The sequence below is a fragment of the Pelovirga sp. C15f genome (genome assembly GCF_057178085.1).
The window spans coordinates 294,598-320,554 of record NZ_JBXUCV010000002.1 but is presented as its reverse complement, the minus strand read 5'-3'; the positions used below and the strand labels follow the sequence as shown (position 1 = coordinate 320,554).

The following is a 25,957-nucleotide window of genomic DNA, read 5'->3' as shown; positions in this document are numbered from 1 at the left end:
TTGGGTCATTCATCTTTCCAGAGAAGAAGCTATCGCCTCCATCGAAAAAATAGAACAACTTCCTGGGGATGAGTGACCTCCCCGCTCACGCCACCGCCTGCTGATACAGATATTGCTGGAAATCGACAAAGATGCGGCTGATCTCTTGGGGCACACCTAAATCTGCGACGGCATCGGGGATGGAATTGTGGTACTTGAGCTTGAGCAGGGGGGAGAGCTTTTCTAATGCCAGTTCATCGACCCCGACCTTGACGTATTGCGCCAGCACAAAATCCAGGAAGCTGCGTTGCTTGTCGTTGAAGTGTCTGTCAAAGCTAAGCTGGGCACGGGCGGCGCGTTCTTCGCGGCTTAGAGGTGGCAGGGCGAAGGCCACATGCACCAGCACATCGAAGATGTCGCTCCTTTCGGCATCGATGATTTTGCGCATTTCGCTGAGTTGATCCCGCCCGAAGCCTTTTTCCGCCAATCCTTCGAGTAGTTTCTTGCGTGTATCCGGCAGGCTCCAGAGCTTGCGTAGCTCATCTTCATCCTTGAAAAAGTCGGGCAGTTTACCGAACAGTTCTTCCATGAACTGTGCTGCCGACATAGGGGTGCCGTCCGTATGCCAGAAGCTGGTGGCGATCATGTGCTGGATGGTGCGCTCCTTGCCGTCGGCCAGCTTGACCCTAGCTTTTGCCTTCTTCTTGCAGATACAGGGAGTCTCACCACACTTGTTGCAGGGTTCTTTTTCCCTAATGCAGACACAGGGCCGCTCACCGCAGACCTTGCAGGGGTGAGGTGGCTCCTTCACACACTGGCAGGGCTGATAGTTGCAGCGTGGGCAGGCTTCCGGCTCTTGGGGTTCGCCGTCCCATTCGGGGTCACTGAAATGATGGTAGGCTTTAACGAAATCGTAGATGGTGAAATAATCCTTCCCCTCATACAGACGGGTGCCGCGTCCGATAATCTGCTTGAACTCGATCATTGAGTTGACCGGGCGCATCAGCACGATATTGCGGACATTGCGGGCATCAACGCCGGTGGAGAGCTTCTGCGAGGTGGTCAGGATGGTGGGGATGGTCTTTTCATTGTCCTGGAAGGTGCGCAGGTTGTTGTCGCCTAGAGCGCCGTCATTGGCCGTGACGCGAACGCAGTAGTTGGGGTCGCTGCTGGTCTTGACCTGATTGATCAGATCCCGTACGGCCAGCGCATGATCTTGGGTGGCGCAAAAGACCAGGGTCTTCTCCTTCTGGTCAATCATCCCCATGAAGAGTTTGACCCGATGTTGCTCGCGCTCCTTGATCTCGATGATCCGGTTAAAGTCGGTTTCCTCGTAGCGACGTCCGGCCTCAATCTCTCCTTCGACGATGGTGTCATCGGTGGTGTAGATGTAATCATCCAGGGTGGTGGCAATCTGCCTGACCCGAAAGGGGGTGAGAAAGCCGTCGTTGATGCCGTCCTTAAGGGAGTAGGTAAAGACCGGCTCGCCAAAATAGGCGTAGGTATCAGCATTCTCCAGACGCTTGGGGGTGGCGGTCAGACCCAATTGCACGGCTGAAGAAAAATACTCCATGATCTTGCGCCAGTTGCTCTCATCATTGGCGCCGCCCCGGTGGCATTCGTCGATGACGATGAAATCAAAGAAGTCAGCAGGGTAGTCCCCGAAATAGGGGGAAGGTTCACCGCTCTCATCGGTGCCGCTCATGAAGGTCTGGAAGATGGTGAAGAAGATGCTGCCGTTGGTGGGGACGCGCCCCTTCTTGCGGATAGCATCAGGTTCAATGCGAACCAGTGCATCATCAGGGAAGGCGGAAAAAGCATTGTAGGCCTGATCGGCCAGATTGTTACGATCTGCCAGAAAGAGAATACGCGGACGGCGGGTCGGTTCCTCCTCGTGCTTCCAGTCGGTGAGATTCCAGCGGCTATGAAACAGCTTCCAGGCAATTTGAAAGGCGATGAAGGTTTTGCCGGTGCCGGTCGCCAGAGTCAGCAGGAGGCGGTCTGCCCCTTCGGCAATGGCCTGCAATACGCGCTCGATAGCAATATCCTGATAGTAACGCCCCTGAAAGTAACCGCCTTTATCTTCAAAAGGGATGGCGGCAAAGCGTTCACGCCAGAGGATACGGATAGCAAAGGTACGGTTCCACAGATCATCCGGCGAAGGAAAGGCGTCAATATCCTGCTCCTTGCCAGTTTTCATATCAATAGCGTAGATGCCTTGACCGTTGGTAGCAAAGGCATAACGGATGCTGAGCTTGGCAGCGTACTCCTTGGCTTGACCGACCCCTTCGGTTACGGCCTTATCCCAGGCTTTAGCTTCGACTACCGCCAGCTTGGTATTGCGATATTCCAGCACATAATCAGCAGTCAGTGCCTTGCCGCGTCTGCCGCTACCTTCGATGCGCCCTAAGGTGATGGGATATTCCGGGCGAATCCGGCTCCCGGCTACCACGCCCCAACCAGCGGCTTTCAGGGCCGGATCGATATAATCAAGTCGGGTTGCGGCTTCGTTCATGACTTCATTGCCGTGCTTGTCTTCAATTTGAGAAACTGCTTCTTCCAAGATGCAGGCGGTGCCAGACACATTTTATCCGCCCGAGCAAATGCACAGATCTTTGGCAATCCGTTCTTGCCACAGATATTGGGCTGCGTGTGCCGACAACCAACAGTCTGTTCGGGTGTGTCTTTCGGTTGGAGAGGTGCGTGAAACGCATTCGGGTTCTTCTGTGTTGGGTTCATTGAGTTATAGTCCTCCATCAAATGCTTGGTGCAGCAGCGACTTTTTCAAAGTCGCCAGCGCGGCCATCTTCTGCGTGTAGAGGACGGCTAGGCGTTGGGTTTCGGAGTCTAAATCCCAGAGTGTGGACACAATAGATTGCTGCACTTCAAGTGGTGGTATCGCTCCAACATTAAGTGCACGAATATCCTTCATATTCACATGTTGCACGGTTGCTCCTCGCGAGTGCGCCAGAAGTTTTGCCTGAGTCCCCGGCTCCAATAGGAGGAATGCGAGAAATGACGGATCGAAAATGCTGGCTTTCGGACGGATCAATACCGTTCGTTGACCCAGACAGACCCGCGTGTTCTCAGGGATCACAGCAACATTACCTGCGGGCGCTTCACGGGCTAGTATCAAATCGCCAGCAATCGGTTCTGCTCGCCTTGTCCATGCCTTGTACGTTTCTTCTGAAACTCGGTTCACACCATCCAGAAGCAAGCTCCCTTTTCCAATGTTCGGAGTGCGAATTGAGGGAATGCCTTCATCTTGCGTCGGTGCCGTCTTGTGTTCGCAATCGACGATGAGGACACATAGTTCTGAAAGTGGTTTGTGTCTATCCACCCACCCTTCACCCGGCTGGGTGAACACCGCATTTAGATGGCTTTCAAAAATCTCACGGGCATTTTTCAGGTTCTTTTCGGCGTTGGCTTTGGCGGTGGCAATGCCGTCAAAGGCTTGGTCGAGAATGGTGACGATGCGCTGTTGTTCGGGGAGAGGGGGGATTCTAACCCATTTTGAGTAAACTTCATTACGATTTATCCCCGGTTTTACGCCTTTTGCCAAGCTGGGCAAATCCAGAGTATTAAGCAGAAAATAAAGAAACCGGAGATTGTTTTTTTGCTCATCAAATGTCACGAAATACGTTACATCGAGAGGCCAGAAATTTTGTTCAGTTAAATTGATTTCGCCAGCCGATCCTTTGCGGCCAACAATTATGCTTGGCTTGTCGTGGTAAAATTTGTCCGAGCGATCTTTTTCTCCGTTAGCTCCATAAACCGGATACTTTCCATCAGACTTTCTTTCAGAGCGTTCTAGGGGCTTTCCATATTCAAGACGAAGAACTTCCCCTAATGGCATCTCAAGCCACCCCGCCTTCATAGAAGTTCCCGAATCTTCGCCAACACCTCAGCGCTTTCAGTATCCAGTTTGGCAATCTCGTCCATGATGTCTTGCGGGGTGCGGTGGATGATTTCTTCGCCACCATCGGGATTTTTCACAGACAGATCAAAGGTCTTTTGATCAATGTCGGCAACATCAGTACTCCAGCTTTTGGCGGAATCAGCAAAGCTCTGTTGCAGGGTAACGAACTCGGTCAGGTCGGCATCATTCAGCGGGTTGGTCTTGCCCAGATTGCGACCAGGTACAAGCTGGTAGTACCAAACCTTGCGGGTCGGTGCGCCTTTTTCAAAGAACAGCACCACCGTCTTGACGCCTGCACCCAGGAAGGTGCCGCCAGGGCAATCGAGTATCGTATGCAGGTTGCATTCTTCCAGCAGGAGTTTGCGCAGACCCACCGAGGCGTTGTCGGTATTGGACAAAAAGGTGTTCTTGATGACGACCCCGGCGCGGCCCCCGGCTTTGAGGCTTTTGATGAAGTGCTGCAAAAACAGAAAGGCCGTCTCCCCGGTGCGGATGGGGAAGTTCTGCTGAACCTCTTTGCGCTCCTTGCCGCCAAAGGGGGGATTGGCCAGAATCACGTCGAAGCGATCCTTGTTCTGAATGTCGCTGATATTCTCGGCCAAGGTGTTGGTGTGGACGATGTTGGGTGCTTCGATGCCATGCAGGATCATGTTCATGATGGCGATGACATAGGCGAGGGACTTCTTCTCTTTGCCGAAGAAGGTCTGCTCCTGCAGGATCTTGACGTCGGCGGTGGTCAGTTGCGGTTTCTGTTTAAGGTACTCGAAGGCTTCACACAAAAAGCCTGCCGACCCGCAGGCTCCGTCATATATCCGTTCACCAATGCGTGGCTGCACCACCTTGATGATGGCGCGGATCAGCGGACGAGGGGTGTAATATTCACCGCCGTTGCGTCCGGCGTTGCCCATGTTCTTGATCTTGGCTTCGTACAGGTGCGACAGCTCATGCTTCTCAGCCTGAGAGCCGAAGCGCAGTTGATCGATATGATCGATGATCTCACGCAGGTTGTAACCGCTCTGAATCCGGTTCTTTATCTCGCCGAAAATCTCACCGATCTTGTATTCGACGGTGTTGGCACCAGTTGCCTTGAGCTTGAAGCCGTGGAGGTAAGGAAAGAGTTGCTGATTGACGAAATCGCGCAGATCATCCCCGGTCATGGCGCGGTGATGATCGAGCTGCCCGTTGGCGGTTTTAGGAGCCGCCCAGCGTTCCCAGCGGTAGGGTTCTTCGAGAATGTAGCTGTACTCACGCCCTTCCAGCAGCGCCTCGGTCGCTTTGTCCCGCTCCAGAGCATCGAGATATTTCAGAAATAGTATCCAGGAACTCTGCTCGGTGTAATCCAGCTCACTGGTACAACCAGCATCTTTCCAGAGGACATCATCGATATTTTTAAAGGTCTGCTCGAACAAAGGTAGGTGCCCCCCCGGTAGTGGATTGAATCGAAAGATTGAATGGTTTGATTGCCAAAATCGGCAGAATTAGAAGATTAGCACTTTTGGTCGGTGGCAAAAAGGTAAAAGGACATGGGCTGGCGGCAATTTTTCTTGTATCGTTTGCAATGATTGGCTACTCTTTCAATAAAGGGGGGCTATACGCACCTCTAAACCCCTTCGTGCCCGACCCCCCTCGGCACGAGGGGGTTTTTAATTTTATGCCTGTCACCACAACCGACTAATCAATATGCGATCGGTATTCTGATGAAAACAACTATTACTGCTTTACTGTTAATTTTCTTCTCGGTATCCAGCACTCTTTCCAGCGAATATAATACCGATTACTGCCATGATACCGTCGAACTGCAGAAGTGGGAGCAGATGCTGACTAACGAACCTGACTCCGAACCCCTCGCTGCCATCCATGCGCTATGGATCGGATTGTGCGTCAAGGTAGAGGCTCGACAACTAACAACGACGCAAGCGAATCAAATCTTTGAACGCTTTCGAGAGGCATTGGTTGAGCAGATTCGGCAACAAAGCCCCTCTCCAGACAGAAAGAGGATATAAGAATGGCTCAAGACTGTGCCGCCAGACTAATCGCCATCGGCGATATTCACGGTGAACTCGATAAACTCAACCGATTGCTCAATTCCGTTGCGCCAACGTATAACGATCGCTTCGTCTTTCTTGGTGACTACATTGACCGGGGCAAGAACAGCAAAGGGGTGGTTGACCGCCTGATCAGTTTCCATGAAGAGTTTCCGGAAACCATCTTTATTCGGGGCAATCATGATCAGATGTTGCTAGATGCACTCATCGAGGATGGAGTTATCACCGGACACCAATTGCGCGAGCAGTCGAGTGCCTATCGAGCCAACGCCTCGGAGTCAGACATCGAGATTTTCCTGTTCAACGGCGGCAAGGAAACCCTGCGAAGCTATCGAATCGCCCGACTTACCGATTTTCCCAAAGAGCATATCGCCTTTCTACAATCGACCCGGTTGTGGTGGCGGTACGAGCCATTTGTCTTTGTGCATGCAGGGATCGAGCAGGGCCTTCCCCTGGAGATGCAAGACCCATTCGTGCTGATGTGGGAACGGCTGTCACCACCAGGACAGGACGGTGACATTCATGTGGTCGGCCATCATCCAACCACTGATGGTGAACCTTACTTTGAGCCAGGGCGCTACAATCTGGATACCGGCGCTGTTTACGGCAAAACATTGACCGCGTGTGATGTGCTGACCAAGCAGGTTTGGCAGGTGGAGTAGAGATTTTAGGCTCGATCACTCCCTTTCTGCACAACAGAAGATGCGAGCTATGTCCATTGCGGCATATCAGTCGTGAGCAAAATCAAGGAAAATAATCCGGTGCTGAGATAATCAGTTACCGGGGCGCAGGATCTTCTCTAGCTCTATCAAAGCAGCCCTTGCTTTTTTCTGTTCCTTCTCAGAGATGACTAAATGTGGCCCAGCAGAGAACAATTCAGCAACTTCAACACCAAGACCACCGGCAATGCTCACCAAGGTTTCCAGGCTTGGATTCACTACTCCACGCTCAATCTCGCCGATAAACTTGTAGCTTAGAGCTGAGTGTTCACCCAGATACTCCTGACTCCAGCCTTTGTTTTTCCGAAGGCTTCTGATTCTTTTGCCAATCAGCTTCTTAATATCTGTATGTAATGTTTGAGGGCACATATGGGAATAATATGTGCTTTTTGACTAGCCAAAAACACTTCATAGATGTTAAAAAGCTAATATATAAAACCTATTGGTGCCATTTGACATAATCAATTTCAAAACAAATCAACCATCTAGGGGGGGGGATATGACGAGCAAAAGAAAAGCCGACCCATCTGAAAATATCGACGAAAGATCCCTTCTCGACCAGCTGCTTGAAGACTCACGACTTTACAAGAATAGCGCTGACTACATGAATCTCCTGGATTTTGTAACGCGCCTGCGGGATTTTGCACCATTCAACGCCATGTTGCTGCAGATCCAGAAGCCTGGTCTTAGTCATGCCGCATCTGCTCATGATTGGAAACAACGCTTTGGCCGATTTCCTGTTCACGGTGCACGGCCCCTGCTCATCCTCTGGCCTTTCGGCCCGGTTTCTCTAGTCTATGATGTGCAGGATACAGAAGGAAAAGATCTACCTGTAGATGCTTTTTTGTTTACTGCTACCGGCACCATCCATCCCACAAATATGGTTACCTTTGCGCGATTGCTATTGCGAAAAAATATTACATGTCAGTGGGCTGATCAAGGTGATCAAAGTGCAGGCTCAATAGAAGTTTTAAGAAAAGCAAAGAGTGAAAAGGAAAAAAACCAGTATCGAATCGTCTTAAATCAAAATCATCCATATCCCGTCCAGTACAACACTTTGGCGCACGAGCTTGCCCATCTTTATCTGGGCCACCTAGGTTGCGATAACAGGCTCAAAATCAAAGATCGAAGACTGATGTCCCACGAAGCCATAGAAATAGAAGCTGAATCTGTCGCCTACCTTGTATGCCACCGTAACGGTATTGCGCCAAGATCTCAAACCTACCTATCACAGTTCGTTGAAAAACAAATGACAGTTAAAAATATTGACCTGTACCAAGTCATGCGAGCAGCAGGGCAAGTTGAAGAACTGTTGACGCTGAACAAGGTCAAAAAAGAGCCTCGGAAAAAACCGGAAAAAACCACGCCTGCACAAGGACTTCTGTTTGAAAGATCTCAGGAACATTTGCACTAAAGCCGGAATATATCGCGGGAAGAGCTATGGCTCATCTAGCAGAAACAGCAGCAAAACTACTAACGGGAGAGAACAATGAAACAAGCTATCACCCTGATTCTGTTTATCCTTTTCTTCTCCACGTCTGCCCTCGCAGAAGACAGGATTCGCTGTTCCGGCAAAGTAATCGCTTCGGGTTCTACCAAATTTGAACTTGAGCGGAACTGTGGATCGCCTGCAAGCATCACCACTATAGGTGAAGAAGTTTTGCGGGAAGCTGCTGGAAGCCGTGAAACCACAACGATCACAGAAGAGTGGTATTACAGGTCGCTTGCATACGGAAAGGACGTAGTATTTACCGTCTCTGGCTCAACGGTGATCGGCGTGAAGCGCCTTCGTTGATATTGTCAACTACCATCAATATTTAGTCTCCAAGATCAGGTAGTAGCCTCCTCAAGAATGAATGTGGAGCTTTATTTATCAGAATACTGATCTGAAAGAACACATGAAAGCATTGGTGGAGGAAAGACGAAGCCAAAGTCGCTAGTGTCGGGTGAGATGCCTTGTCCATATACAACTAACCAGGCCAGTAAACGTCATTAAGTTCCCTGAAACGTAAAAATAATAAATTCCTTAACTCATGCTCAATCGTGTTCAGCTCATTGTGGAGGCTAAGAACTTTCGCCAGAGCGGTTTGGGCATGCAGACTACTAGAAAAACTGGAGAAAACACCTTGTGAAAAAAAACGGTTTCTATTCAGCATCAGCATTTCTTTTTGTTTTTTTATTTTGCGGAAATTCTCACGCCTGGTTTGGACCAAAAACCTACGATGAATGTATTATCGATTCAATGAAAGGCGTCACGAGCAATTCTGCTGCTGTCCTCATAGAGCGAGCATGCAGAAACAAGTTCCCGGCATCGCCACAAAATCAAAGACAGCTCCCACAGAGTCAGCTTGAAAAAATCACTGGCAGGGCGACTATTGGAAACGGCACGCTTCAGGGTGACATCTACAACGGAACTGATGCGTGGGTTGTCACGTCGGTCGTTGTCAGGCTTAGGCGTAGCTATTTATCGACTGGGCAATCAACCGGTATAACAAGGGGCGGGTCTGTGTCGATTGTCGATAAGTATCTTGCTGAGGCCGAAGCGGAAGGCCAAAGAAGATTCACCATAAAAACAAGTGTCCAGCCATATTCTAGCAGGCGATTTTCAATAAACACAATGTGGAAAGGGCAGCTTGATGACACGTGGGTCATAGAAGAAGCATTCGGTTATGTGAAATAGGGCACAATATTATGAGCTCGAACTTGAATAAACTTAACTGTTCAGTTCTTTGACAAATCACTGCGGCATTTCTGCCGGTTCGCATAGTTCTATTCTGAGTAACTTAAAAAAGTTACTCTATCGGCGCGCGCTCCTATTAAGGATTTATATTATGAAAAATATAATATTATTTATTAAATATTCTTTTTTAGTGTTCTTCTTTTCAATAACTACAACAACATTCTTGTATTGCCAAACCATTCCAGCTTATGAAGTTACAAAGCTAATATCCAAAAGTAGAAACGGCGATGTCGAGTCTTCTTTTGCACTTGGATATATATATACCAATGGGCTATCTGGAGAAACAAATTACAAACTAGGTTTAGAGTATTACAAAAAAGCAAGCGAAGGAAACCACTTAGAGGCTATCTACAATTTAGGTCAGATGTATTCATTAGGGATTGGAGTGTCGCAAAGCGATAAGACTGCATTCGATTATTATATGAGGGCTGCCAAAAGCGGTTTAGCTCTTGCCCAAAACAATCTTGGATCTTTTTATCAAAAGGGCAAAGGGGTGGCAAGGAATCTTGAAAAGGCTCTTTATTGGTACAGAAAGGCCGCCGAGCAAGGCTTGCCAGAAGCAGAATTTAACCTTGGGACTTTATACGTGACCGGAGCACTTGGCAGCAGCAATTATCCTGAAGCAAAAAAATGGCTAGCAAGTGCAGCGGAACACGGAAATGTAATGGCTCAATATAATTTGGCTCACATGTTAATTGAAGGCATAGGTGAGGAAAAAGATTTTAAAAAAGCTATCTACTGGTTTAAATCCGCCGCAGGGGCTGGACTACTGGATGCACAATACAATTTGGGCATTCACTATTACCAGGGTGAAATAGTAAATAGAAATATAATAGAGGCCTACAAATGGATGTATCTTGCCGCTTCAAAGGGCGACACTCAGGCAATAATTGCTCTTGAATCGATTAAAAAAGAAATGTCCTCCGAGCAAATAAAGCTGGCAATTGAGCTAGCATCACAAATAGGAAATATCTGACCAAATAAACGCACTGGATGCAACCCATAGCTTCGTTTCACTGCTTCGCATAGGATACGCGTAAGACATTGATTTCTTTGTTTTCCTGCATATCGGGGGGGGCCTTGGCATATTCACTCAGTCCAAAATTGGACTCAGTGCTCCATCCACATAGATTAGCATGTCGCGCACAACATCTTTGTACTGCTTAACGGCAAGTTCTGATGCTTCCCGGCTGGTCATGGTGTCGGTTAGCCTGTCTAAACAAATAACGAGGGAGGGATTATGAAATCTACACTGAAGCATGTTCTGCGCTGGACGATCTTCACCTTTTGCTTGCTTTTGGCGGCTTTGTTCTACGGAATATGGAAGCAGATAGAACTAGAGACGGCAGGAGGGTATAATTGATGGTTATCGATTATGCGTGGAGCAATCATCTTCACCTTCATCTATTGGGCATGGAAAACTACCAAGGGTATGACCGACAGCTGTAAGAAGAAACGGAAACCAAAACAGTTTGATTCACCGCAGTTTCTATTTCTTCCGGGAGAGGCCCCGGCTACCAAACCAGAAGCCAACAGCAGTACAGGTCAAGAATAACACCATATCCACGATCCGAATGATCAACGTGAAGTTCTGCTCCGCATCAAAACCGGTTGACTGACTCCACACCCGCAAGAATATCGTTTCAGATGCCTTAGTAACCTGGCAAATGTCAGATCAAGTCGCGACTACTACACATCAGACTGCATCAGGATATTCTCTGCTACATCTTCGATCTGTACCGCCATCAATGCGATCGCATCAAGCAGGCCGCTCAGAGTGTTGTTGTTAACGCCGGTGCCGTCGAAGTGCGGGTCACCGGATACGACATGTAGGTTTTGAAGCACCTTGCAAGTTTTGGTTATGGTTGCCGCCGCCGTACTGATCTTGTCCAGTTGGGATCCAAGCTGGCGGTTGGCGTTTGTATGGAACGATAAAACGGTTGCTGCGCTCATAGAGCCTCCTTCAAGGTTTACCAGTCACTGATAGTATGTTCCGGGCCAATGGTGCCACTCATAATATTGTACTGTTCCACAAGAGACTCGTACCCTATGAGGTCGTCACCGTCGAGGGTTACTTCTTCGTCGTCAATCATTTGCTGGATCGCGTCAAGAAATTTCCCCTGGGCTTCAAAAACATTATTGGCCTCGGTATTCATTGTTGTTCTCCTTCTGTGGTTTCGGTGTTAATTAGTGCGGCGAGCTTAGGCATTGCAAAGAGTGCCAGTCCTGCTTGATTTCAAGATGCCCCATGCAGTGCCTGATGAATTGTATGTTGGATCATGTCCTGGTTTTCTGCTGTTGTTGTCGGTTTAATCTTCATCGTAAAATTCCTTTCGCAGTAATTCCGCAAGGCAAACTTTCCAGGTCCTGCAAGATAGCACTGGTCTTGAGGGTTGCCGATGCGATCTTTTCAAACGGTTTACATATGTTCCGCAGGGAACGCCGGTCAAAAGTCACTGTGTCGTCTTGGTTTATGGCAAGAACTTTTGGATTTGCCTCCTACCTTCTTAACGACGCGCAGTTTTTGAACCTGAATGTTTCTAAATATTTCCTTTTCTTCTATTTGTATAATAACCGGGTTTTTACTATCCATGAGGCGCAGCCAATGACCTTGTGCGTCTATATGAAGCTTGGTCGTTAGCATTCGAGCGCCGCGCTGGTTGTCTATTAAGTGTAAAAAGCAACGTTCACAAATGTTGAGGTATTCAATCGCCGTTAGTGGGTCGGAGTCTGCTATGACTGCGGCCTCGCATATTATTTCCATAACGGTGCCTGCTATGAGGGCTTGCTCTAACCCTCCCCGCAAAGTGGCTGGCAGGCCTGCATCATCTAAAGCCTTATTGAGATGCTGCTTTTGTTTTATGATCGATTGCAGTTTGGTAATCTGACTCATGATGTTTCTCCTTTTGACTGGGTTATGCCCATTGTGCGTTCAGCACGAAAATAATGTACGAAACGAAACCTGGACGATTGGACGTTCAGCACTCCTCTCTAATCCTTCACCGTTCACCTCCGTATGCACGCTCAGCCACCAGGGGCTTCCGTGTACGCTGTATCTTGGCGATGTACAACGATGGCGTATATCTCTGCCCGTCTATGAAAAAGACAGATTCACCCTTGGTTTTAAGCAGGGCCAGCACCTCTTCTGCCGACTGCGGATAATGAATCTCTGCCGTTACCAAAGAAGTCTGCTCAAGACGTTCAATTCTTTTGGCTAAGTTGTTCTTTGCCATCATTCGAGCGCCTTGGCTTCTTCCAGTGCCTTAATCCGCTGTTCAAGATCACTGGTCTCGATAATTCTTCCTAAATTTTGAAGGATGTAGCACAACTTTCCAGCGTCCTGAACGTCCAGAACACCGCGCCTGGCTTCCCGATAGACTGATGCCATTTCTTCTCGCACATGCTCCAGCCTAGTTAGTGAAGACCTAACGGGACTTCGGGCTTTCTTTCTGTTTTTATTAACTTTTTCGGAATTTTTTTGTGTCATTTTCGTTTTCTTATTGCCTATTGAATAGATCCTTGTTCATTTTAGATACCGGGCTACCTACAAGTTTTCAGGCCTCGGCAGTCGGCAGCCCATATTTACCCACCATTCCATTCTGCACACCAAAGGGTGCCAACACTTGCGCAACGACCACCGCTACATGAGTAAAAAACATTTCCATTGTCGGCTTTCTGAATGAATGCGGAATGATGATTATGACCTAGGCCGCCGTGGTCAATGTCCTCCCTGCAGCGGCACGTAATCTTTTGTCCAATGCTGAGCTCATTACGCAATGTCGCAAAGGCAACGCTACCGTTCTTAGTAGAAAAGATGGTGTCCTCTGGTAGTGTGTTGCTTGGTTCTGACCCGTATCTTTTTCGTATAGGGGTTTCGATGTTGTTGTGTGCGATCCGCTTCCGCACGTTTCCAAGGGCAGCCTGCCGCTTCATCGCTTCATAAACAGGCTCCCAGTCAAACCGCGTTGATGACTCGGAGTACCAGTATTGAGCTTCTAAAGGTGACGCAAAATAGAACCGGGCTATGTCCTTTGTTGACGGATCAACGTGCTTGAAAATCCCGTAAAGCTGATTAAAAAACTCCCCATATTCGCTGGTTGGTATATCTAGCGGAGTACGAAGATTCAGAAAGACGCGGTATCTATCACATGCCGCCTCGCTTCCTTTTTCTTTCTGGTGACTGCGGGTTGTCACGATAAGGGCGTCATATCTGAAGAACATCTTTCTTGCTTCTTCAATGGTCATGCCGCTATCAAAATCCAGACAGATGATGGTAGCACCACCTTCGTTGTTTTCACCTTTCCGGTAGCTATTACGAAACGCGAATGGAGAATACGCGCAATCACCAATGACGTAATTATGAAGGTCGCGGAAATAAACGTTTGTTTTTTCGAAACCTTTTGGCTCCTGGGCCTTGTTGTGATTGGCCACAGAAATAAACGAAAGGTTAATTTCTCGTTGCTCCTTTAAGTTGTCCCATGGAGGAAATATTTCTATTTCCCGAGACAATTCGCCAACCTGATTTTTAAAGCACCAGGCAATGCCGTTGTTCTTCGTCAGTGTGAACTTCAGGTGACTTTCAGGCATGCCTTCCGGCTTGCTGACAAGGTAAACAGCCCGACAAGCATTGCTCCATTCTCCTGCGCCTCTAGCCTTTACTTTCCCGTCGTGGATCGTGACGTGATGTATCAAGACGATGCACTTGTTTTCCTCGTGGGCCCATGTTTTGATCGCCCCCATTATGATCCCTGCGTGGGTGTTTGAGTTTTCATTACCGCCGTTAAACTGAATCAACGGGTCAATCACAACAAGGCCATACTCGTTAAGGTGAAGCCGTGTGTACCAGAACGCATCAGTCAGTACCGCGTTGTCGCCTTCCAGCTTCGTAAAACGGGCAGGTTCAGAGTTGATGCACTTCACCAGCCCTGAAATCTGTTCGCGCTGATTCGGGTAGAAATGCCCACAAATTGAGTCAAACCGGAACCTGTTTTCGCCGGGAGTGTCTTCGGTAAGCCACAACGCAGACTTCTTGCCGGTTTCAAGCGAAAATTCTATCGCTATTCGGATGGATGCGTAGCTTTTGCCCATGCCACCTCCAGCAAAGAGCATTGCTGGTGCGCCCTCTTGCAGGGGGATGAAGTCCTTGCAGTAAACGCGCGGGCGCTTATTGCTAATTTCGTTGAATGTGGATATGTTCAGGTCAAATTTCATGCTACGCCAAACTCCCTCACCAATTCTTCGTGGGTTTTTTTCCTTTGGTTGCTGGGCTTTCTCTGCTGTCTAACTTTCAAGTGTTGAAACTGTTTTCTGAACGTATCGGCGCTACGGATATTCATTGACCAGAAATCATCGTGATTAGCCCAATCGAAAACTTCTTTCATTGTCCGGTGATCAACCTTGTCAATTTCCCTCATAAGACGGATGGTGTTTGCCCACTTTTTATCAGTGCCATCTTTGACGTTGTATCCCACACGTTGAACTGCTTCCTTCATGTGAAGTGCAAAGACCATATCAGCGTCAGAAAACTTTGTTTTCGGACAAGAGGTTTTATTCTTTAATTCTTGTTTGTTGTCGTTTGCTTGTCGATCGCTTGCCGCTGGCTTGTCGTTTTGTTTGTCGCTCTGGCTCGGCTGCTCCTGATATTCCTCATATTTTCTGATAGTTATGACGGTATATCGGTTGTCACTTTGCTTGTCGATTTCACCAGTTTCTACGAGCCTTGCCAAACAGGTTCTGATGCTCCGAATTGAGATACCTGTGGCTTCATTTAGTGAGTGGAGGCCGGTTATTAATTGTCCTCTTTTGACCATCACACCTCTCCATACTTTGTCTTCGTGGTTAGCAGAAAGAACCAAGTGGACAAACAAATGAAACATCTGAGAGTCGTCGTACCATTCCCATTGTGTGAACTGTCGATGCAACTTAATCCAGCCTGTTGGCATATCTCACGCCCTCGCGAACCCAGGCCACACTGTCCGCACAATTCTTCCAGCCAAGGGCTGTAAACGCCACGGAAGGCGATGTATTACGGCGATCAGGAGTCGTTTTGTCAACGCTAAGGGTGATGTGATTTCCTGCTCAAGAGCCTGCGCTCTATCACGTTCGTAGCGCCATTTCTGGTTAACATCGGCCAGCGCATTTGATAGTTTTTGATTTTCCGCGCACAAGTCTTCATGGGTGAGAATCGCTTGTACATTCCTAAAAAACAGAATGGCTGACCTTGAAGGGTTGGCTTTATTGTTCATTGCGTCACCAGATCGGCTTCGGTTGTGCTCTGAACAGATTTCTGGCTGTTTATGTGCTCCAGAATTTCCATTCGGCGGTAGCGGATAAGCCGGGATCCATCAAGACGTATAAAACGAGGACCGACGCCACGGAGACGCCACTGCTCAACGGTCGTTTTACTTATGTCATAGATTTTCTGAATGTCTTCAGATGTATAGAGGAGACGCCCATCGTTGAGCGGGTTACTATGATATGTAGTTTCGGTTTCTTCCATTTGGCTATCCTCCTGTCGTGTTTACTTTCGCATAACAGGATTTAGCACAGGGAACTTTGTCTGTAAAATAAGTTAGTTATCGTATCCTTAACGTATTTTTTATCCTTAACGTACCCCCTTAACGTGTAGCAGTCCACTTATCGCACACTGCTCTTTATTGAATAAATTTAAAAAAAAATTTGTCAAAAAACCGCAAAGTCATGTGCTTTGCTATTAACTATTAATGCCCTTCTAGTTCAGCAATGACCTTTTCAATTTCCAACGCCAGAGCTCCATACCTTTGCTGTTTATTTGTTTTGCGTCTCCTCATCCTCGCTTTTAGTGCCGGCATTGTCAGTCTTTTCATCTGTTGCGAATTTTCAAAAAAACCAATCGTTTCACCATCATAATCTTTTAGTACCGGGTTCTCTTTGCCAGCCCGAGCCTTTAAAGTTTCCCAAACAACCGTTGGAGCTATAGCCACTCCCGCTTTTGGGCTCTCAGCAATTGGCCCACCGTCCATAGAGGCATCAACTTCTTCCTGATCAGCACCATCAATCTTTGCCATTGCTTCATTTAAAAGGATTTCATTACAGCAAAAATCATACACTCCGTAATAACAGATAAAGCGCCTAATTACATTCTCCCTTGTGCACTCCTCCCCGAATTTGAGAATAGGATTTCCGGGCATGCCATCTGGATGATCCTCAAAAACATTCTTTTCTCTTTCAGCTATTGATGTTTGGAGGTGCTTGGGTAGCTTTTCAATTGGGCTTTCGGCAAGATACAAACCGTCCCTCCTAAGCTCAAAAAAATCGTCCTTCCTAATCTCTGGGAAATCGTTTAAAAAATCTCTATACGTGTAACTCATACCACCACCGAGCCCTCAAGTTGAAAAACGCTCCAGGCTGTTGAGGCAACCAGCTTTTGGGGAGCGTCCCTAGGCGCTTAACCATTCAAACGCATACCGGCAACAATCTAAGCTATTTAACAGGCCTGCTTTATTGTTCGCTGCCGTGAATTTCGAGCGTCAAGAGAATTAACTTCATGATAGTGCACATCAAAGTCGTAACATTTTTAACAGATTCTCCGCACGCTCAATATTCTGTACTATGTTTGCACGCTCCCTTTTGCGGCAGTGTTTTATGGCTAGCTAAATCACATTGCTTTCTGCGGCCGGGAGCGTTACGTTTGTTGCAGCTATAATTTGCCTTCTTGTTTGGCAGTTGTTCTTAGGCCCGGTGTTCTGCAACTATTATAATGGCCGGTCCCGGACAAGATAGTTGACGCGAGACAGCCCGGCTTGGTGCTCTATACATCTTGCCTTGCCGGTTAATTTGCAGTTCTTTTGAACGGAATAATTTTCCCATCCCGCCTCATGCTCAGAGCATCAATTTCATCAGAAATAGCTTGAGCTGGCCCTCTCAACTTCTCTACATCGAGAATTATATATCCTGCTGTGACATCTGCTTTAGTCGAATGATTCAACAGCTTTTTCATTTGGCTGTAACTCGCTAATGCCTCGGCAACACTTGAAAAGGTCCTTCTTAGATCGTGGTTACAGAAATTAAGACCAGGCTTGATTTTATGTTCTGGTGTTTCCTCCAGATACTCTTTCCATTCTTTCTCAGTCCCCACCCCGTTTAGAATCATCTTGGATGCTTCCTGAATCCGGAGGGCCTGCTTATGAGGCTCTACAAGGTGCCCTTTTGCCCCAGTGCCAGGAAAAACAAATCCATTCTCCCTTTCTATTTCTCTGCGTTTGAATATTTCCGCAAGTTGTCTCGTGATCGGCAATACGAGATCATCTCTGTTCTTCGCTACTTCGCCAGGAATGGTAAAGTAACCTTCATCGATATGCACATCAGCCCATTTCATCGACAGAGCTTCGTTTTTCCTCAACCCTGTATAGAGCAGCAGCATGAAAAAATCCTGCATCATAGGAGATTGAAGTGTCTTGACAGCCTGAACCCATACCGCAAGTTGAGAAGCATTCAGGTAGGTCTTTCTGCGCCGCTCTTGCCCCCATTCGACAACAACAGGATGCTTTACCATGTCCAGGTCAATGGAAGGGGTCTTAATGGCGAAATTGAATAACAACCTCAGATAACGGGCTAATTTATTGGCTGGTATAGGTCCGATTCTGTTTTTAATTTTCTTGTGTCGAGCTTCGATCATTGCCGAAGTAATATCGATCATTGGCTTTTTTAGCCAATCGGACACATAAAGTCTGAGAACTTTTCGATAATCCAAAACCGTATTAGGGCGAAGGGCCTTATCCTCAACGTATTTATTCAGCACTTCTTCCAGAGTAATCTTAGCTGCCCTCTCACGAGCTTTGAGCTTATTTACATCCTGCCCCTTTCTCAGGGCGTTCAATTTATCCTTTGCTTCACTTCTCGCCTCATCAGCGGTCATGGTTCCATGAGTACCTAGCTTGACACGAGACAATTTGCCATTGATTCGCCCCATGACAAAATAGGTTTTAGTTTTGGCGCTGACACGAACCCCGAAACCGGGCAAAGCCGCATCAAAATAATCAACCTGCTTAATCGGCTTGCCCCTGTTATTCAATGTATTCGGGGCAACAAAAGGAAGGGAGTCGACCTTGGACTTTGTGAGCTTAAATTTTGTATATTGCTTCGTCATTTCGTACCCCCATAAAAGTAGGTAACAAATAGGTAACAAGATAAACGAAACTTGTCAATACTAGACAGTGGTATAAGCAGATTAATTCTAGCTATTTCAGGCATGTAGAGACTACAAGAAACTAGATAGTGCAAGGATAAAAGTACTGAAAATCCTCGTGTCGGCAGTTCGATTCTGTCTCTGGGCACCAGTAAAATCAGAGGGTTACACTTAAGGGTGTAGCCCTTTTTTTAGTGTTCCACCTTCTGGCGCAGGGCTTTGACCTGACCACGCAATTTTTTGCGATTGATCCGCTTGGCGACAGCTGCGGCTCCGGGTCGGCTTTTTTTCCGGGGCCGGCGCTTGACAAGTAGCGACTGAATGAGTTGCTGCAGGAGTAACATCGCCTCCTGGCGATTTTGCAGTTGGCTGCGCGACTGCTGTGCTTTGATCACTACCAGGCCATCATTGCTGATGCGCTGGTCAGCTCGGCTCAGAAGTTTCTGCTTCACCTCTGCCGGCAGAGAGGATTTATGGATATCAAAGCGCAGATGGATTGCAGTGGCGACCTTGTTGACATTCTGTCCACCGGCACCCTGTGAGCGCACCGCGATCAGATCAATTTCCTGTTCAGGAATACTGATATCTGTCGTGATAAAAAGATCTCCCATGATATGCCTCCGAGCACGAAAAACGCGTCTGGGTACGGTCTGAAACTACCGCTACCACCCTCCTTGCTAAAACACTCTATACTGCTAACCTTTCACCGACCGGCTTAAGCCCTCTTTATTATTATAATCGGGCCGGCAGAAAAGTGAGCTTTCAGCTTTTATCGATGGAATAAATGGATTGACTAAACCCATATAACCATATATATATTTTTCTATATGTAAGATGATATTTCAACCACAAAGGTATCGGAGGAAATTCATGTCCGAAGCGTTTAAAGCCACCCCGTCAACCATTACTGAACATTTCAGCCCGGCCTGGTTTGCCGCTATCATGGGAACAGCGGTTATCCCTCTGGCCATTTCATTTATTAATGCGCCCTGGGTCGTGCCGCTGGCTGCTGTCTTTATCCTGTTGTCGGCATGCCTTTTTATTCTTTTTATGATTCCCTGGACCATCAAATTTTTTGCCTATCCGGCCAATATCAAAAAGGATCTGAATCATCCCGTTGCAGCAAATTTTTTTCCAACCATGCCGATTACCTTGATCCTGTTTGCCCTGAACCTGAAAAAATATCCGACCCTGTTCTTCAGCCAGGAGACAGCTTTGCAGCTGGGCTATTACCTCTGGCTGGTTGGTACCGCCGGCATTTATATCATGGGTTTTATTATCCTGATCCACATTTTCCGACATCAGGAAATCAAGCTGCAACACGCCAATTTTGGTTGGTACATCCCGCCGGTTTCAAAATTGTTAATACCGGTTTCCGGCTATGAACTTGCCGCCCATTTTCCAGACCGGGCAGAGTTCATGATTGCCGTCTCCACCGCCAGTTTCGGGATCGGGCTTTTTCTGTTTATTTTCGTCGGCGCCGCTGTCTATCACCGCTATATTTATCATGAACTTCCCATGAGCAGGTTTGCTGCAACCTTCTTTATCGGTATCGCTCCCCCGGCGATTATCGCCGTCATCCTGTTCAAAATCATTCATCTTTTCTCTGATCACTCCTATATGAACCTCGATCCGACAGTGATCGTAACCCTGTGTAACTTCGGCATCATGATGACCTGGGGATTTGCCGCCTGGTGGCATATTATGGCGGTCATCGTTACGTTCTACTACCTTACCCGGATTGAACTACCTTACGCCCTGTCGTGGTGGGCCTTCACCTTCCCTTCCGGGGCACTGGCGGTAGCATCGGGCATCGCCTGGAAGGTCAGTGGCTTCGCCATCATGGAATTCTTTTACTATTATTCCGTTATCTTTTTACTGCTGGTCTGGGGACTGGTTATGGTGCAAACCATCAAAGGGGTGCTCTCCGGCAAGATATTCGCTCCCACCCATTAGCTTCGGTAATGGAAACAACAACGGGCGACCTCTTTTGGGTCGCCCGTTGTTGTTTCCATGATGTTTTAAACCGAAGAGGTTGCTGCCTTAGCCAAGCACCTCTTTGGCCACCGCAACAAAGTTCTCAGCGGTGAAGCCAAAATGCTTCATCAGGACCCCGGCCGGGGCACTGGCCCCGAAGCCGGTCATCCCGATAACCCGCCCCTGCATCCCGACGTACCGCTCCCAACCGAAACTGCTGCCGGCTTCCATCGCTACCCGTGCAACGCATTTTGCCGGCAACACTTGCTCGCGGTATGCTGCGTCCTGAGCATCGAACAGTTCAAAGCTCGGCAGAGAGACAACCCGCGTACCGACCCCTTCAGCCTGAAGAATCTCCTGCGCTGCCAGGGCGTGTTGAACCTCGGAACCACTGGCGATCAGAATCAACTGCAGTTCTGCTGCTTCCGGCGCCAGCACATAGCCACCGCGCAGCAATCCTGCTGCCGCACCATAGCGGCTGCGATCAAGAGTCGGCAATCCCTGGCGCGAAAGCACCAGCATGGTCGGACCACGGCGATTGGTTATAGCCGCCTTCCAGGCTTCGACGGTTTCGTTGGCGTCAGCCGGACGGATCAGGGTCAGATTGGGCATGGCCCGAAGCGACGCGAGATGCTCTACCGGCTGGTGGGTCGGACCATCCTCACCCAGACCAATAGAGTCATGGGTCATGACATAGATGGGATCGAGTTCCATCAGAGCCGCCAGACGGATTGCCGGGCGCATGTAGTCGGCAAAAACAAAAAAGGTGCCCGCAAAGGGACGCAGGCCGGGAGTATGGCACAAGCCATTGAGAATGGCACCCATCACGTGTTCACGGATACCATAGTGGATATTACGATCACTGTGGCCGGGAACCCATGAACCGGCCAGCTTGATTTCAGTGTTGTTGGACGGTGCCAGATCCGCTGAACCACCGATCAGAAACGGCAGTTTCGCAGCCAGAGCATTGATCACTGCACCACTGGCCTGGCGGGTTGCTTTGGCACCATCGCCGGCGGCAAAGCTCGGCAGCTCGGCATCCCACCCCTGGGGCAGTTTACCCTGCACTGCCTGCTGCCAGGCACTGACCACCGGCTGACCTTTTTTGCTGTCGAACAGGCGCTGCCACTGCTGCTCAAGGGCAGCTCCGCGCTCACGGCAGGAGCCCATATGCTGAGCTACCGCCGGCGGCACCACAAAGGTGGCTTGCGGATCACGCCCGTAGACCTGCTTGGTCAACGCCAGTTCCTGAGCACCCAGGGGCGCGCCATGGGCATCGGCCGTATCCTGCTTGTTGGGGGCACCTATGCCGATGTGGGTACGGGCGACAATCAATGATGGGCGTTTGTCCTGTTGAGCGCGGGCCATAGCGGCATCGATTTCAGCAAGATTTTCGCCATCAACCCGTTCAACATGCCAGCCATATGCGAGATAACGGGCACCAACATCTTCACTGAAGGCAAGATCGGTAGCCCCTTCAATGGTAATCTTGTTATCCAGATAGATATAATTGAGCTGTCCCAGCTTCAAGTGACCGGCTAATGAAGCGGCCTCGGCGGAAATCCCTTCCATCAGATCACCATCGGAACAGATGACCCAGGTACGATAATCGAAAAGCTCAGCATCGACCTGCTCACCAAGAAACTGCCCGCCCATGGCCATACCAACAGCGACCGACACCCCCTGCCCCAGCGGCCCGGTGGTGGTTTCAACCCCCGGCGTATGGGCAAACTCCGGATGACCGGCGGTCCGGCTGCCAAACTGGCGGAAAGCTTTAATCTCGTCCAGCGACAGATCATAACCTGTCAAATGCAGCATACTGTAGATCAGGGCTGAAGCGTGGCCACAGGAAAGAATGAAGCGATCGCGTCCGGCCCAGTCAGGATTGCCGGGGTTATGACGCAGATACTTCATGTACAGCAGATAGGCAATAGGGGCAGCCTCCATAGGCGTTCCCGGGTGGCCGGACTGGGCTTTTTCAACGGCATCTGCAGCCAGCAGACGGATGGTATCGATGGATTGACGGACGATAGGGTCATTCAATTGAACATGGGACATGCGCGGCTCCTTTGGCGGTTTTTTAAGGCCCGTATTCAACCAGTTTTAGCCCTGACAAATCAAGCAAAAGTCTTAAAAAAAGAGAGATTTAACGGAGCACAGCGAGATCAGGAAGAAAGATCAAAAAAAATGGGCCAATGTCGGAGGAGGTGGTCCGACACTGGCCCGGTACTGAAAAGGAGGTATGTTGCGTTCTCCATCAACAGAATGACTGCCACACCACGCTGCTGATGGTTCCCATGTTAATCAACGACGTAGCGCAAAACCACGTGCCTTTTCGTATTTTGACGATCCAGAATAGGCGGACAGCGACTGTGGGAATGCACAGTCTGGGTACTGAGTCGATTTATTATTTTGCCCGGTAGCCACAATGTTCGATCAGCAGCTTTAACTGGTCTGCCCTGGTTGCCGGCCAACGCTTAAGCAGCCGCTCCGCCAGGGTCTCCTGATCTTTGACCAGTTCCTGCAAGGGATCAAGAAAATGACTCTCATCCGCTCCGCTGTAGGCTGCGGCAAACTGCTGCTGCAGGCTGGTTCGGGCCAGCTTCAGCAATTCAGCGATGATTTCGCCAAGGGTGCCTCCTGAATAGCGGGTAGCGAAACCGTCACGCCAGGAGCGCTGGTAGAGACTGACAAATTCCTCGCGTGGCAGTGACATCAGCAGAGCTTCAGCCCCCAGCAAGGCCTCTTCGCTATAAAGCAAACCCTTGTAAATGGCCGCTACGGCAGGAGTAAAACGTGGTGGCAGACTGTCAGCACTACGCACCTCGATCTGCGGACGCAGACGCACTTCGGGGAAGAGGGTTGACAGATGCAGATTCCAGTCCCTGAAGGTAGCACGCTCGCTATTCCAACCACTGTCAAGAAACTGGCGAAAGGTAAAACGGCTGGCGGTCATATCAATATACTGCTGATTACGCTCGATAAAATAGAGGGGGACATCTAGGGCATAGGCGACAAAATCATCCACCCCGGAAGTGGGATTCAACAGTTTCTCGATCAATCCACAGCGATCATTATCGGTGCGCGACCAGATCTCACCACGGGTGGATAAAAATCCGCTCGGTTTTCCATCGAGCAATGGTGAGTTGGCAAACAGCGCGTAGGCGACCGCACTTAAGCGTTGGGACAGGCGCAGCTTACGGGCGCAATCGGCAGCATCGGAGAAATCCAGATTGACCTGTGTGCCGGCCGTCTGTTTCATCATCCGCTGTCCCATATCACCGGTCTTGAGCATGTACTGCGACATGATCCGGTAGCGCCCCTTCGGCAGCCAGGAAATCTCATCAAGACGAGTAAAGGGGTGCGTTCCGAGGCCAAGAAACAGCAGTCCCAGTTCCTCGCCTACTGCAACAATATGTTGGCGATAACGATTCAGATCACGCCAGCTGCAGTGGATATCACAGCAGAATTTTCCGGAAAGCTCGAGCTGCCCGCCGGGCTCAAGGGTCACTGACGAGCGTTTCCCCTGCAAGCCAATAAGATTAGCCCCCTCATTAACCCCCTGCCAGCCGCCAATTCCATCAAGACGCGCCAGCAGCTCACGGATGCGCTCATAAGCAACCGCTTCACCGGTAGCCCGATCAACCACCAGCTTTTCGGTTTCCAGCCCGATCCCCCACTCATCGCGCGGACGCGCTCCCCGCAGAATAAAATCGACCAACTGTGCCGGACGCTCGATATAATCGCTGGGGCTAAACGCTGCCTGATCCTTCTGTTGACTCATTCTGCCTGGCCTTTCAAAAGCACGCCATCAAGATTCAAGATAGGTATTGATCGCTTCAGCAAGGGTCGTGAATATCTGGGTAAATTCCTTTTCATCGCGCTCCAGCAGGGTCACCCGGAAACCCCGTTCGTCAGTGCAGAAAGAAGATATCGGCACCACACAGATGCCGGTGGCTCCGAGCAGATAGTAGACAAAGCGCTTGTCGGTCTGGGTTCCCGGTGCCGTGACCAGCTGTTCGACCAGTGTTTTGACCTCCGGACTCTTGATCGGCAGGCTCTGGGTGCCTGTCAATCGATTACTCTCAAACACCACACTCATATAGAAAGCGCCATTGGTGCGGTTGACTTTCAGGCCGGGGATCAGCTTCAGCATATCATAGGCGATGTTGGAATAATGCTCATAGCGATCACGCCGCTCGGCCAGATACCCCGGATATTCGGGATGACTCAAAATGCGCGGAATGGCCTTCTGTGGCAGGGTGGTGGAACAGACTTCGACCATTTTAGAATTGATGATACTGTCGACGTAACGCTTGAAGGTTTCATCCTTGTCAGCGTTATACACCTCTATCCAGCCACAGCGCGAACCCGGCCAGGGCAATTCCTTGCTGATCCCTTTCATGGCGATGGCCGGCAGATCGCCGATCAAATCGGAAATCGGTAGGGTGTTCATGCCGTTGTAACAGAGGTTATGGTAAATCTCATCACAGATTAAAAACAGATCGTACTCTTTGCACAGGGCGATAATCTCCTTGAGAATCCGCTCAGGATACACTGCACCGGTGGGATTGTCAGGATTAATAATCAGCACCCCGGAAACTGCTTGATTGTATTTGATCGATTGACGCAGATCATCCATGTTGGGGTACCAGTGATTATCGGGATCCAGACGATAGGTCACCGGCTTGAGCCCGGCATGGGCGCCTTCTGCCGAGGAGTGGGTCGAGTAAGTTGGTGACGGCCCGATCACCCGCGCTTCACGCTTCAGGAGGCCGTAAACCTTCTGAATTGCATCACCGAGGCCGTTGAAAAAGATGATATCCTCAACACAGATCTGGGCATGGCCGCGCTTGTTGGTCATATCGGCAAGGAACTGACGGGTTTCAAACAACCCCTTGGTTGCGCAATAACCATAGGAACAGTCCTGCATGACCAGATCCGCAACAATCTCCTTCATCCACAGCGGAATTTTCTCTCCCTTAGCAATAGGGTCTCCGATATTTTCCATATTGGTTTTGAGACCGAGCTTCTGCATTTTTTCGGCTATGGTGACAATGGCGCGAATTTCGTAGGTCAGCTCGCCGGCTCCGATATGCACAATATTGTTACGCATCTGTATTTTCTCCCTGAAGCTAAAACGAAAAAAAGCCACGGACGATCTGTCCATGGCCTCGGGTTGATGCTAGTCATACCTGCGCGGCGTCACCCGCTTAAGGGTGATGGACAGACTTCCGACGGATTATTGCCGCCGTCATCGCTCGGGTCGCCGCTGCAGATAGATGGTTCATGCTGCTTCCTTCGTTAAAAAGTTGGAGCCTGATTATCACAGCGCTATAACAAAGTCAAGAAATGTTTCTGCCGGCAGCAAACCTTGCTGACCAGCATGAGAAAAAGACAGGCCCCTGGAAA

Annotated in this window: 26 protein-coding genes and 1 tRNA gene; 8 read left to right on the top strand and 19 right to left on the bottom strand. The window is 49.2% G+C overall.

Translation table 11 applies throughout. From position 1 onward, the window contains the following. Nucleotides 1-85: 85 nt before the first annotated feature. The 3 genes from hsdR to AC1931_RS06755 form a co-directional block, all read right to left on the bottom strand. Nucleotides 86-2,494, bottom strand: coding sequence for an EcoAI/FtnUII family type I restriction enzme subunit R (gene hsdR, locus AC1931_RS06765; RefSeq protein ID WP_483876484.1), 2,409 nt, complete (start codon nt 2,492-2,494; stop codon nt 86-88). Nucleotides 2,495-2,722: 228 nt separating this feature from the next. Next, a complete protein-coding gene (locus tag AC1931_RS06760; RefSeq protein ID WP_483876483.1) occupies nt 2,723-3,856 on the bottom strand; it encodes a restriction endonuclease subunit S in 1,134 nt (377 codons plus the stop codon). Beyond that, the gene (locus AC1931_RS06755; RefSeq protein ID WP_483876482.1) at nt 3,853-5,307 is read right to left on the bottom strand and encodes a class I SAM-dependent DNA methyltransferase; all 1,455 of its coding nucleotides are present in this window, start codon (nt 5,305-5,307) and stop codon (nt 3,853-3,855) included. Before AC1931_RS06755 ends, AC1931_RS06760 begins: the two co-directional genes overlap by 4 nt. 288 nt (nt 5,308-5,595) lie before the next feature. Between AC1931_RS06755 and AC1931_RS06750 the strand changes: the two genes are divergently transcribed. Both AC1931_RS06750 and AC1931_RS06745 read left to right on the top strand, forming a co-directional pair. Then, complete coding sequence (locus AC1931_RS06750; protein ID WP_483876481.1) at nt 5,596-5,901, top strand: hypothetical protein; 306 nt, start codon at nt 5,596-5,598, stop codon at nt 5,899-5,901. 2 nt (nt 5,902-5,903) lie between these two features. Then, nucleotides 5,904-6,605, top strand: a complete 702-nt coding sequence (locus AC1931_RS06745) for a metallophosphoesterase family protein (RefSeq protein WP_483876480.1) — start codon at nt 5,904-5,906, stop codon at nt 6,603-6,605. Between the two features lie 111 nt (nt 6,606-6,716). Here AC1931_RS06745 and AC1931_RS06740 read toward each other — a convergent pair whose 3' ends face one another. Beyond that, nucleotides 6,717-7,031, bottom strand: coding sequence for a helix-turn-helix domain-containing protein (locus AC1931_RS06740; protein ID WP_483876479.1), 315 nt, complete (start codon nt 7,029-7,031; stop codon nt 6,717-6,719). Nucleotides 7,032-7,161: 130 nt separating this feature from the next. Between AC1931_RS06740 and AC1931_RS06735 the strand changes: the two genes are divergently transcribed. The 4 genes from AC1931_RS06735 to AC1931_RS06720 all read left to right on the top strand — a co-directional run bounded on the left by AC1931_RS06735 (nt 7,162) and on the right by AC1931_RS06720 (nt 10,378). Beyond that, nucleotides 7,162-8,076 carry an ImmA/IrrE family metallo-endopeptidase gene (locus AC1931_RS06735; protein WP_483876478.1) on the top strand — a complete coding sequence of 305 codons (915 nt, stop codon included), beginning with the start codon at nt 7,162-7,164 and terminating at the stop codon, nt 8,074-8,076. A 75-nt stretch (nt 8,077-8,151) separates the two neighbouring features. Continuing rightward, nucleotides 8,152-8,457 carry a DUF2845 domain-containing protein gene (locus AC1931_RS06730; protein WP_483876477.1) on the top strand — a complete coding sequence of 102 codons (306 nt, stop codon included), beginning with the start codon at nt 8,152-8,154 and terminating at the stop codon, nt 8,455-8,457. 333 nt (nt 8,458-8,790) lie between these two features. Continuing rightward, nucleotides 8,791-9,342, top strand: coding sequence for a hypothetical protein (locus AC1931_RS06725; protein WP_483876476.1), 552 nt, complete (start codon nt 8,791-8,793; stop codon nt 9,340-9,342). A gap of 151 nt (nt 9,343-9,493) precedes the next feature. Continuing rightward, a complete protein-coding gene (locus AC1931_RS06720; protein WP_483876475.1) occupies nt 9,494-10,378 on the top strand; it encodes a tetratricopeptide repeat protein in 885 nt (294 codons plus the stop codon). Between the two features lie 713 nt (nt 10,379-11,091). Here the strand turns inward: AC1931_RS06720 and AC1931_RS06715 are convergent. The 11 genes from AC1931_RS06715 to AC1931_RS06665 form a co-directional block, all read right to left on the bottom strand. After that, nucleotides 11,092-11,355: a hypothetical protein gene (locus AC1931_RS06715; RefSeq protein WP_483876474.1), complete on the bottom strand. Its 264-nt coding sequence runs from the start codon at nt 11,353-11,355 to the stop codon at nt 11,092-11,094. Nucleotides 11,356-11,372: 17 nt separating this feature from the next. Further along, the gene (locus AC1931_RS06710; protein ID WP_483876473.1) at nt 11,373-11,558 is read right to left on the bottom strand and encodes a hypothetical protein; all 186 of its coding nucleotides are present in this window, start codon (nt 11,556-11,558) and stop codon (nt 11,373-11,375) included. A gap of 290 nt (nt 11,559-11,848) precedes the next feature. Further along, the gene (locus tag AC1931_RS06705; RefSeq protein WP_483876472.1) at nt 11,849-12,295 is read right to left on the bottom strand and encodes a hypothetical protein; all 447 of its coding nucleotides are present in this window, start codon (nt 12,293-12,295) and stop codon (nt 11,849-11,851) included. A gap of 106 nt (nt 12,296-12,401) precedes the next feature. Next, nucleotides 12,402-12,638, bottom strand: a complete 237-nt coding sequence (locus AC1931_RS06700) for a hypothetical protein (RefSeq protein WP_483876471.1) — start codon at nt 12,636-12,638, stop codon at nt 12,402-12,404. After that, on the bottom strand, nt 12,635-12,802 hold the full coding sequence (locus tag AC1931_RS06695) for a hypothetical protein (protein ID WP_483876470.1): 168 nt from the start codon (nt 12,800-12,802) through the stop codon (nt 12,635-12,637). Before AC1931_RS06695 ends, AC1931_RS06700 begins: the two co-directional genes overlap by 4 nt. 182 nt (nt 12,803-12,984) lie before the next feature. Further along, nucleotides 12,985-14,613, bottom strand: coding sequence for an AAA family ATPase (locus AC1931_RS06690; protein WP_483876469.1), 1,629 nt, complete (start codon nt 14,611-14,613; stop codon nt 12,985-12,987). Next, nucleotides 14,610-15,344 carry a hypothetical protein gene (locus tag AC1931_RS06685; RefSeq protein WP_483876468.1) on the bottom strand — a complete coding sequence of 245 codons (735 nt, stop codon included), beginning with the start codon at nt 15,342-15,344 and terminating at the stop codon, nt 14,610-14,612. The genes AC1931_RS06690 and AC1931_RS06685 overlap by 4 nt, the downstream gene beginning before the upstream one ends. A 3-nt stretch (nt 15,345-15,347) precedes the next feature. After that, nucleotides 15,348-15,647: a hypothetical protein gene (locus AC1931_RS06680; protein WP_483876467.1), complete on the bottom strand. Its 300-nt coding sequence runs from the start codon at nt 15,645-15,647 to the stop codon at nt 15,348-15,350. Continuing rightward, nucleotides 15,644-15,901: a helix-turn-helix transcriptional regulator gene (locus AC1931_RS06675; RefSeq protein ID WP_483876466.1), complete on the bottom strand. Its 258-nt coding sequence runs from the start codon at nt 15,899-15,901 to the stop codon at nt 15,644-15,646. The genes AC1931_RS06680 and AC1931_RS06675 overlap by 4 nt, the downstream gene beginning before the upstream one ends. A 220-nt stretch (nt 15,902-16,121) precedes the next feature. Then, nucleotides 16,122-16,751 carry a hypothetical protein gene (locus tag AC1931_RS06670; RefSeq protein ID WP_483876465.1) on the bottom strand — a complete coding sequence of 210 codons (630 nt, stop codon included), beginning with the start codon at nt 16,749-16,751 and terminating at the stop codon, nt 16,122-16,124. A gap of 461 nt (nt 16,752-17,212) precedes the next feature. After that, the gene (locus tag AC1931_RS06665; protein ID WP_483876464.1) at nt 17,213-18,529 is read right to left on the bottom strand and encodes a tyrosine-type recombinase/integrase; all 1,317 of its coding nucleotides are present in this window, start codon (nt 18,527-18,529) and stop codon (nt 17,213-17,215) included. Nucleotides 18,530-18,654: 125 nt separating this feature from the next. On the opposite strand from AC1931_RS06665, the gene AC1931_RS06660 reads away from it, so the two are divergent. Further along, nucleotides 18,655-18,719: transfer RNA gene (locus AC1931_RS06660), tRNA-OTHER, on the top strand. 40 nt (nt 18,720-18,759) lie between these two features. Here the strand turns inward: AC1931_RS06660 and arfB are convergent. After that, nucleotides 18,760-19,179: an alternative ribosome rescue aminoacyl-tRNA hydrolase ArfB gene (gene arfB / locus AC1931_RS06655; RefSeq protein WP_483876463.1), complete on the bottom strand. Its 420-nt coding sequence runs from the start codon at nt 19,177-19,179 to the stop codon at nt 18,760-18,762. Nucleotides 19,180-19,438: 259 nt separating this feature from the next. On the opposite strand from arfB, the gene AC1931_RS06650 reads away from it, so the two are divergent. Then, the gene (locus AC1931_RS06650; RefSeq protein WP_483876462.1) at nt 19,439-20,524 is read left to right on the top strand and encodes an SLAC1 family transporter; all 1,086 of its coding nucleotides are present in this window, start codon (nt 19,439-19,441) and stop codon (nt 20,522-20,524) included. Between the two features lie 87 nt (nt 20,525-20,611). On the opposite strand, the gene tkt is transcribed toward AC1931_RS06650, so the two are convergent. The 3 genes from tkt to AC1931_RS06635 form a co-directional block, all read right to left on the bottom strand. Then, on the bottom strand, nt 20,612-22,603 hold the full coding sequence (tkt, locus tag AC1931_RS06645) for a transketolase (protein WP_483876461.1): 1,992 nt from the start codon (nt 22,601-22,603) through the stop codon (nt 20,612-20,614). A gap of 349 nt (nt 22,604-22,952) precedes the next feature. Continuing rightward, on the bottom strand, nt 22,953-24,329 hold the full coding sequence (locus tag AC1931_RS06640; RefSeq protein ID WP_483876460.1) for a glutamate--cysteine ligase: 1,377 nt from the start codon (nt 24,327-24,329) through the stop codon (nt 22,953-22,955). Nucleotides 24,330-24,356: 27 nt separating this feature from the next. Continuing rightward, the gene (locus tag AC1931_RS06635) at nt 24,357-25,661 is read right to left on the bottom strand and encodes a pyridoxal phosphate-dependent aminotransferase (RefSeq protein WP_483876459.1); all 1,305 of its coding nucleotides are present in this window, start codon (nt 25,659-25,661) and stop codon (nt 24,357-24,359) included. Nucleotides 25,662-25,957: the final 296 nt, after the last annotated feature.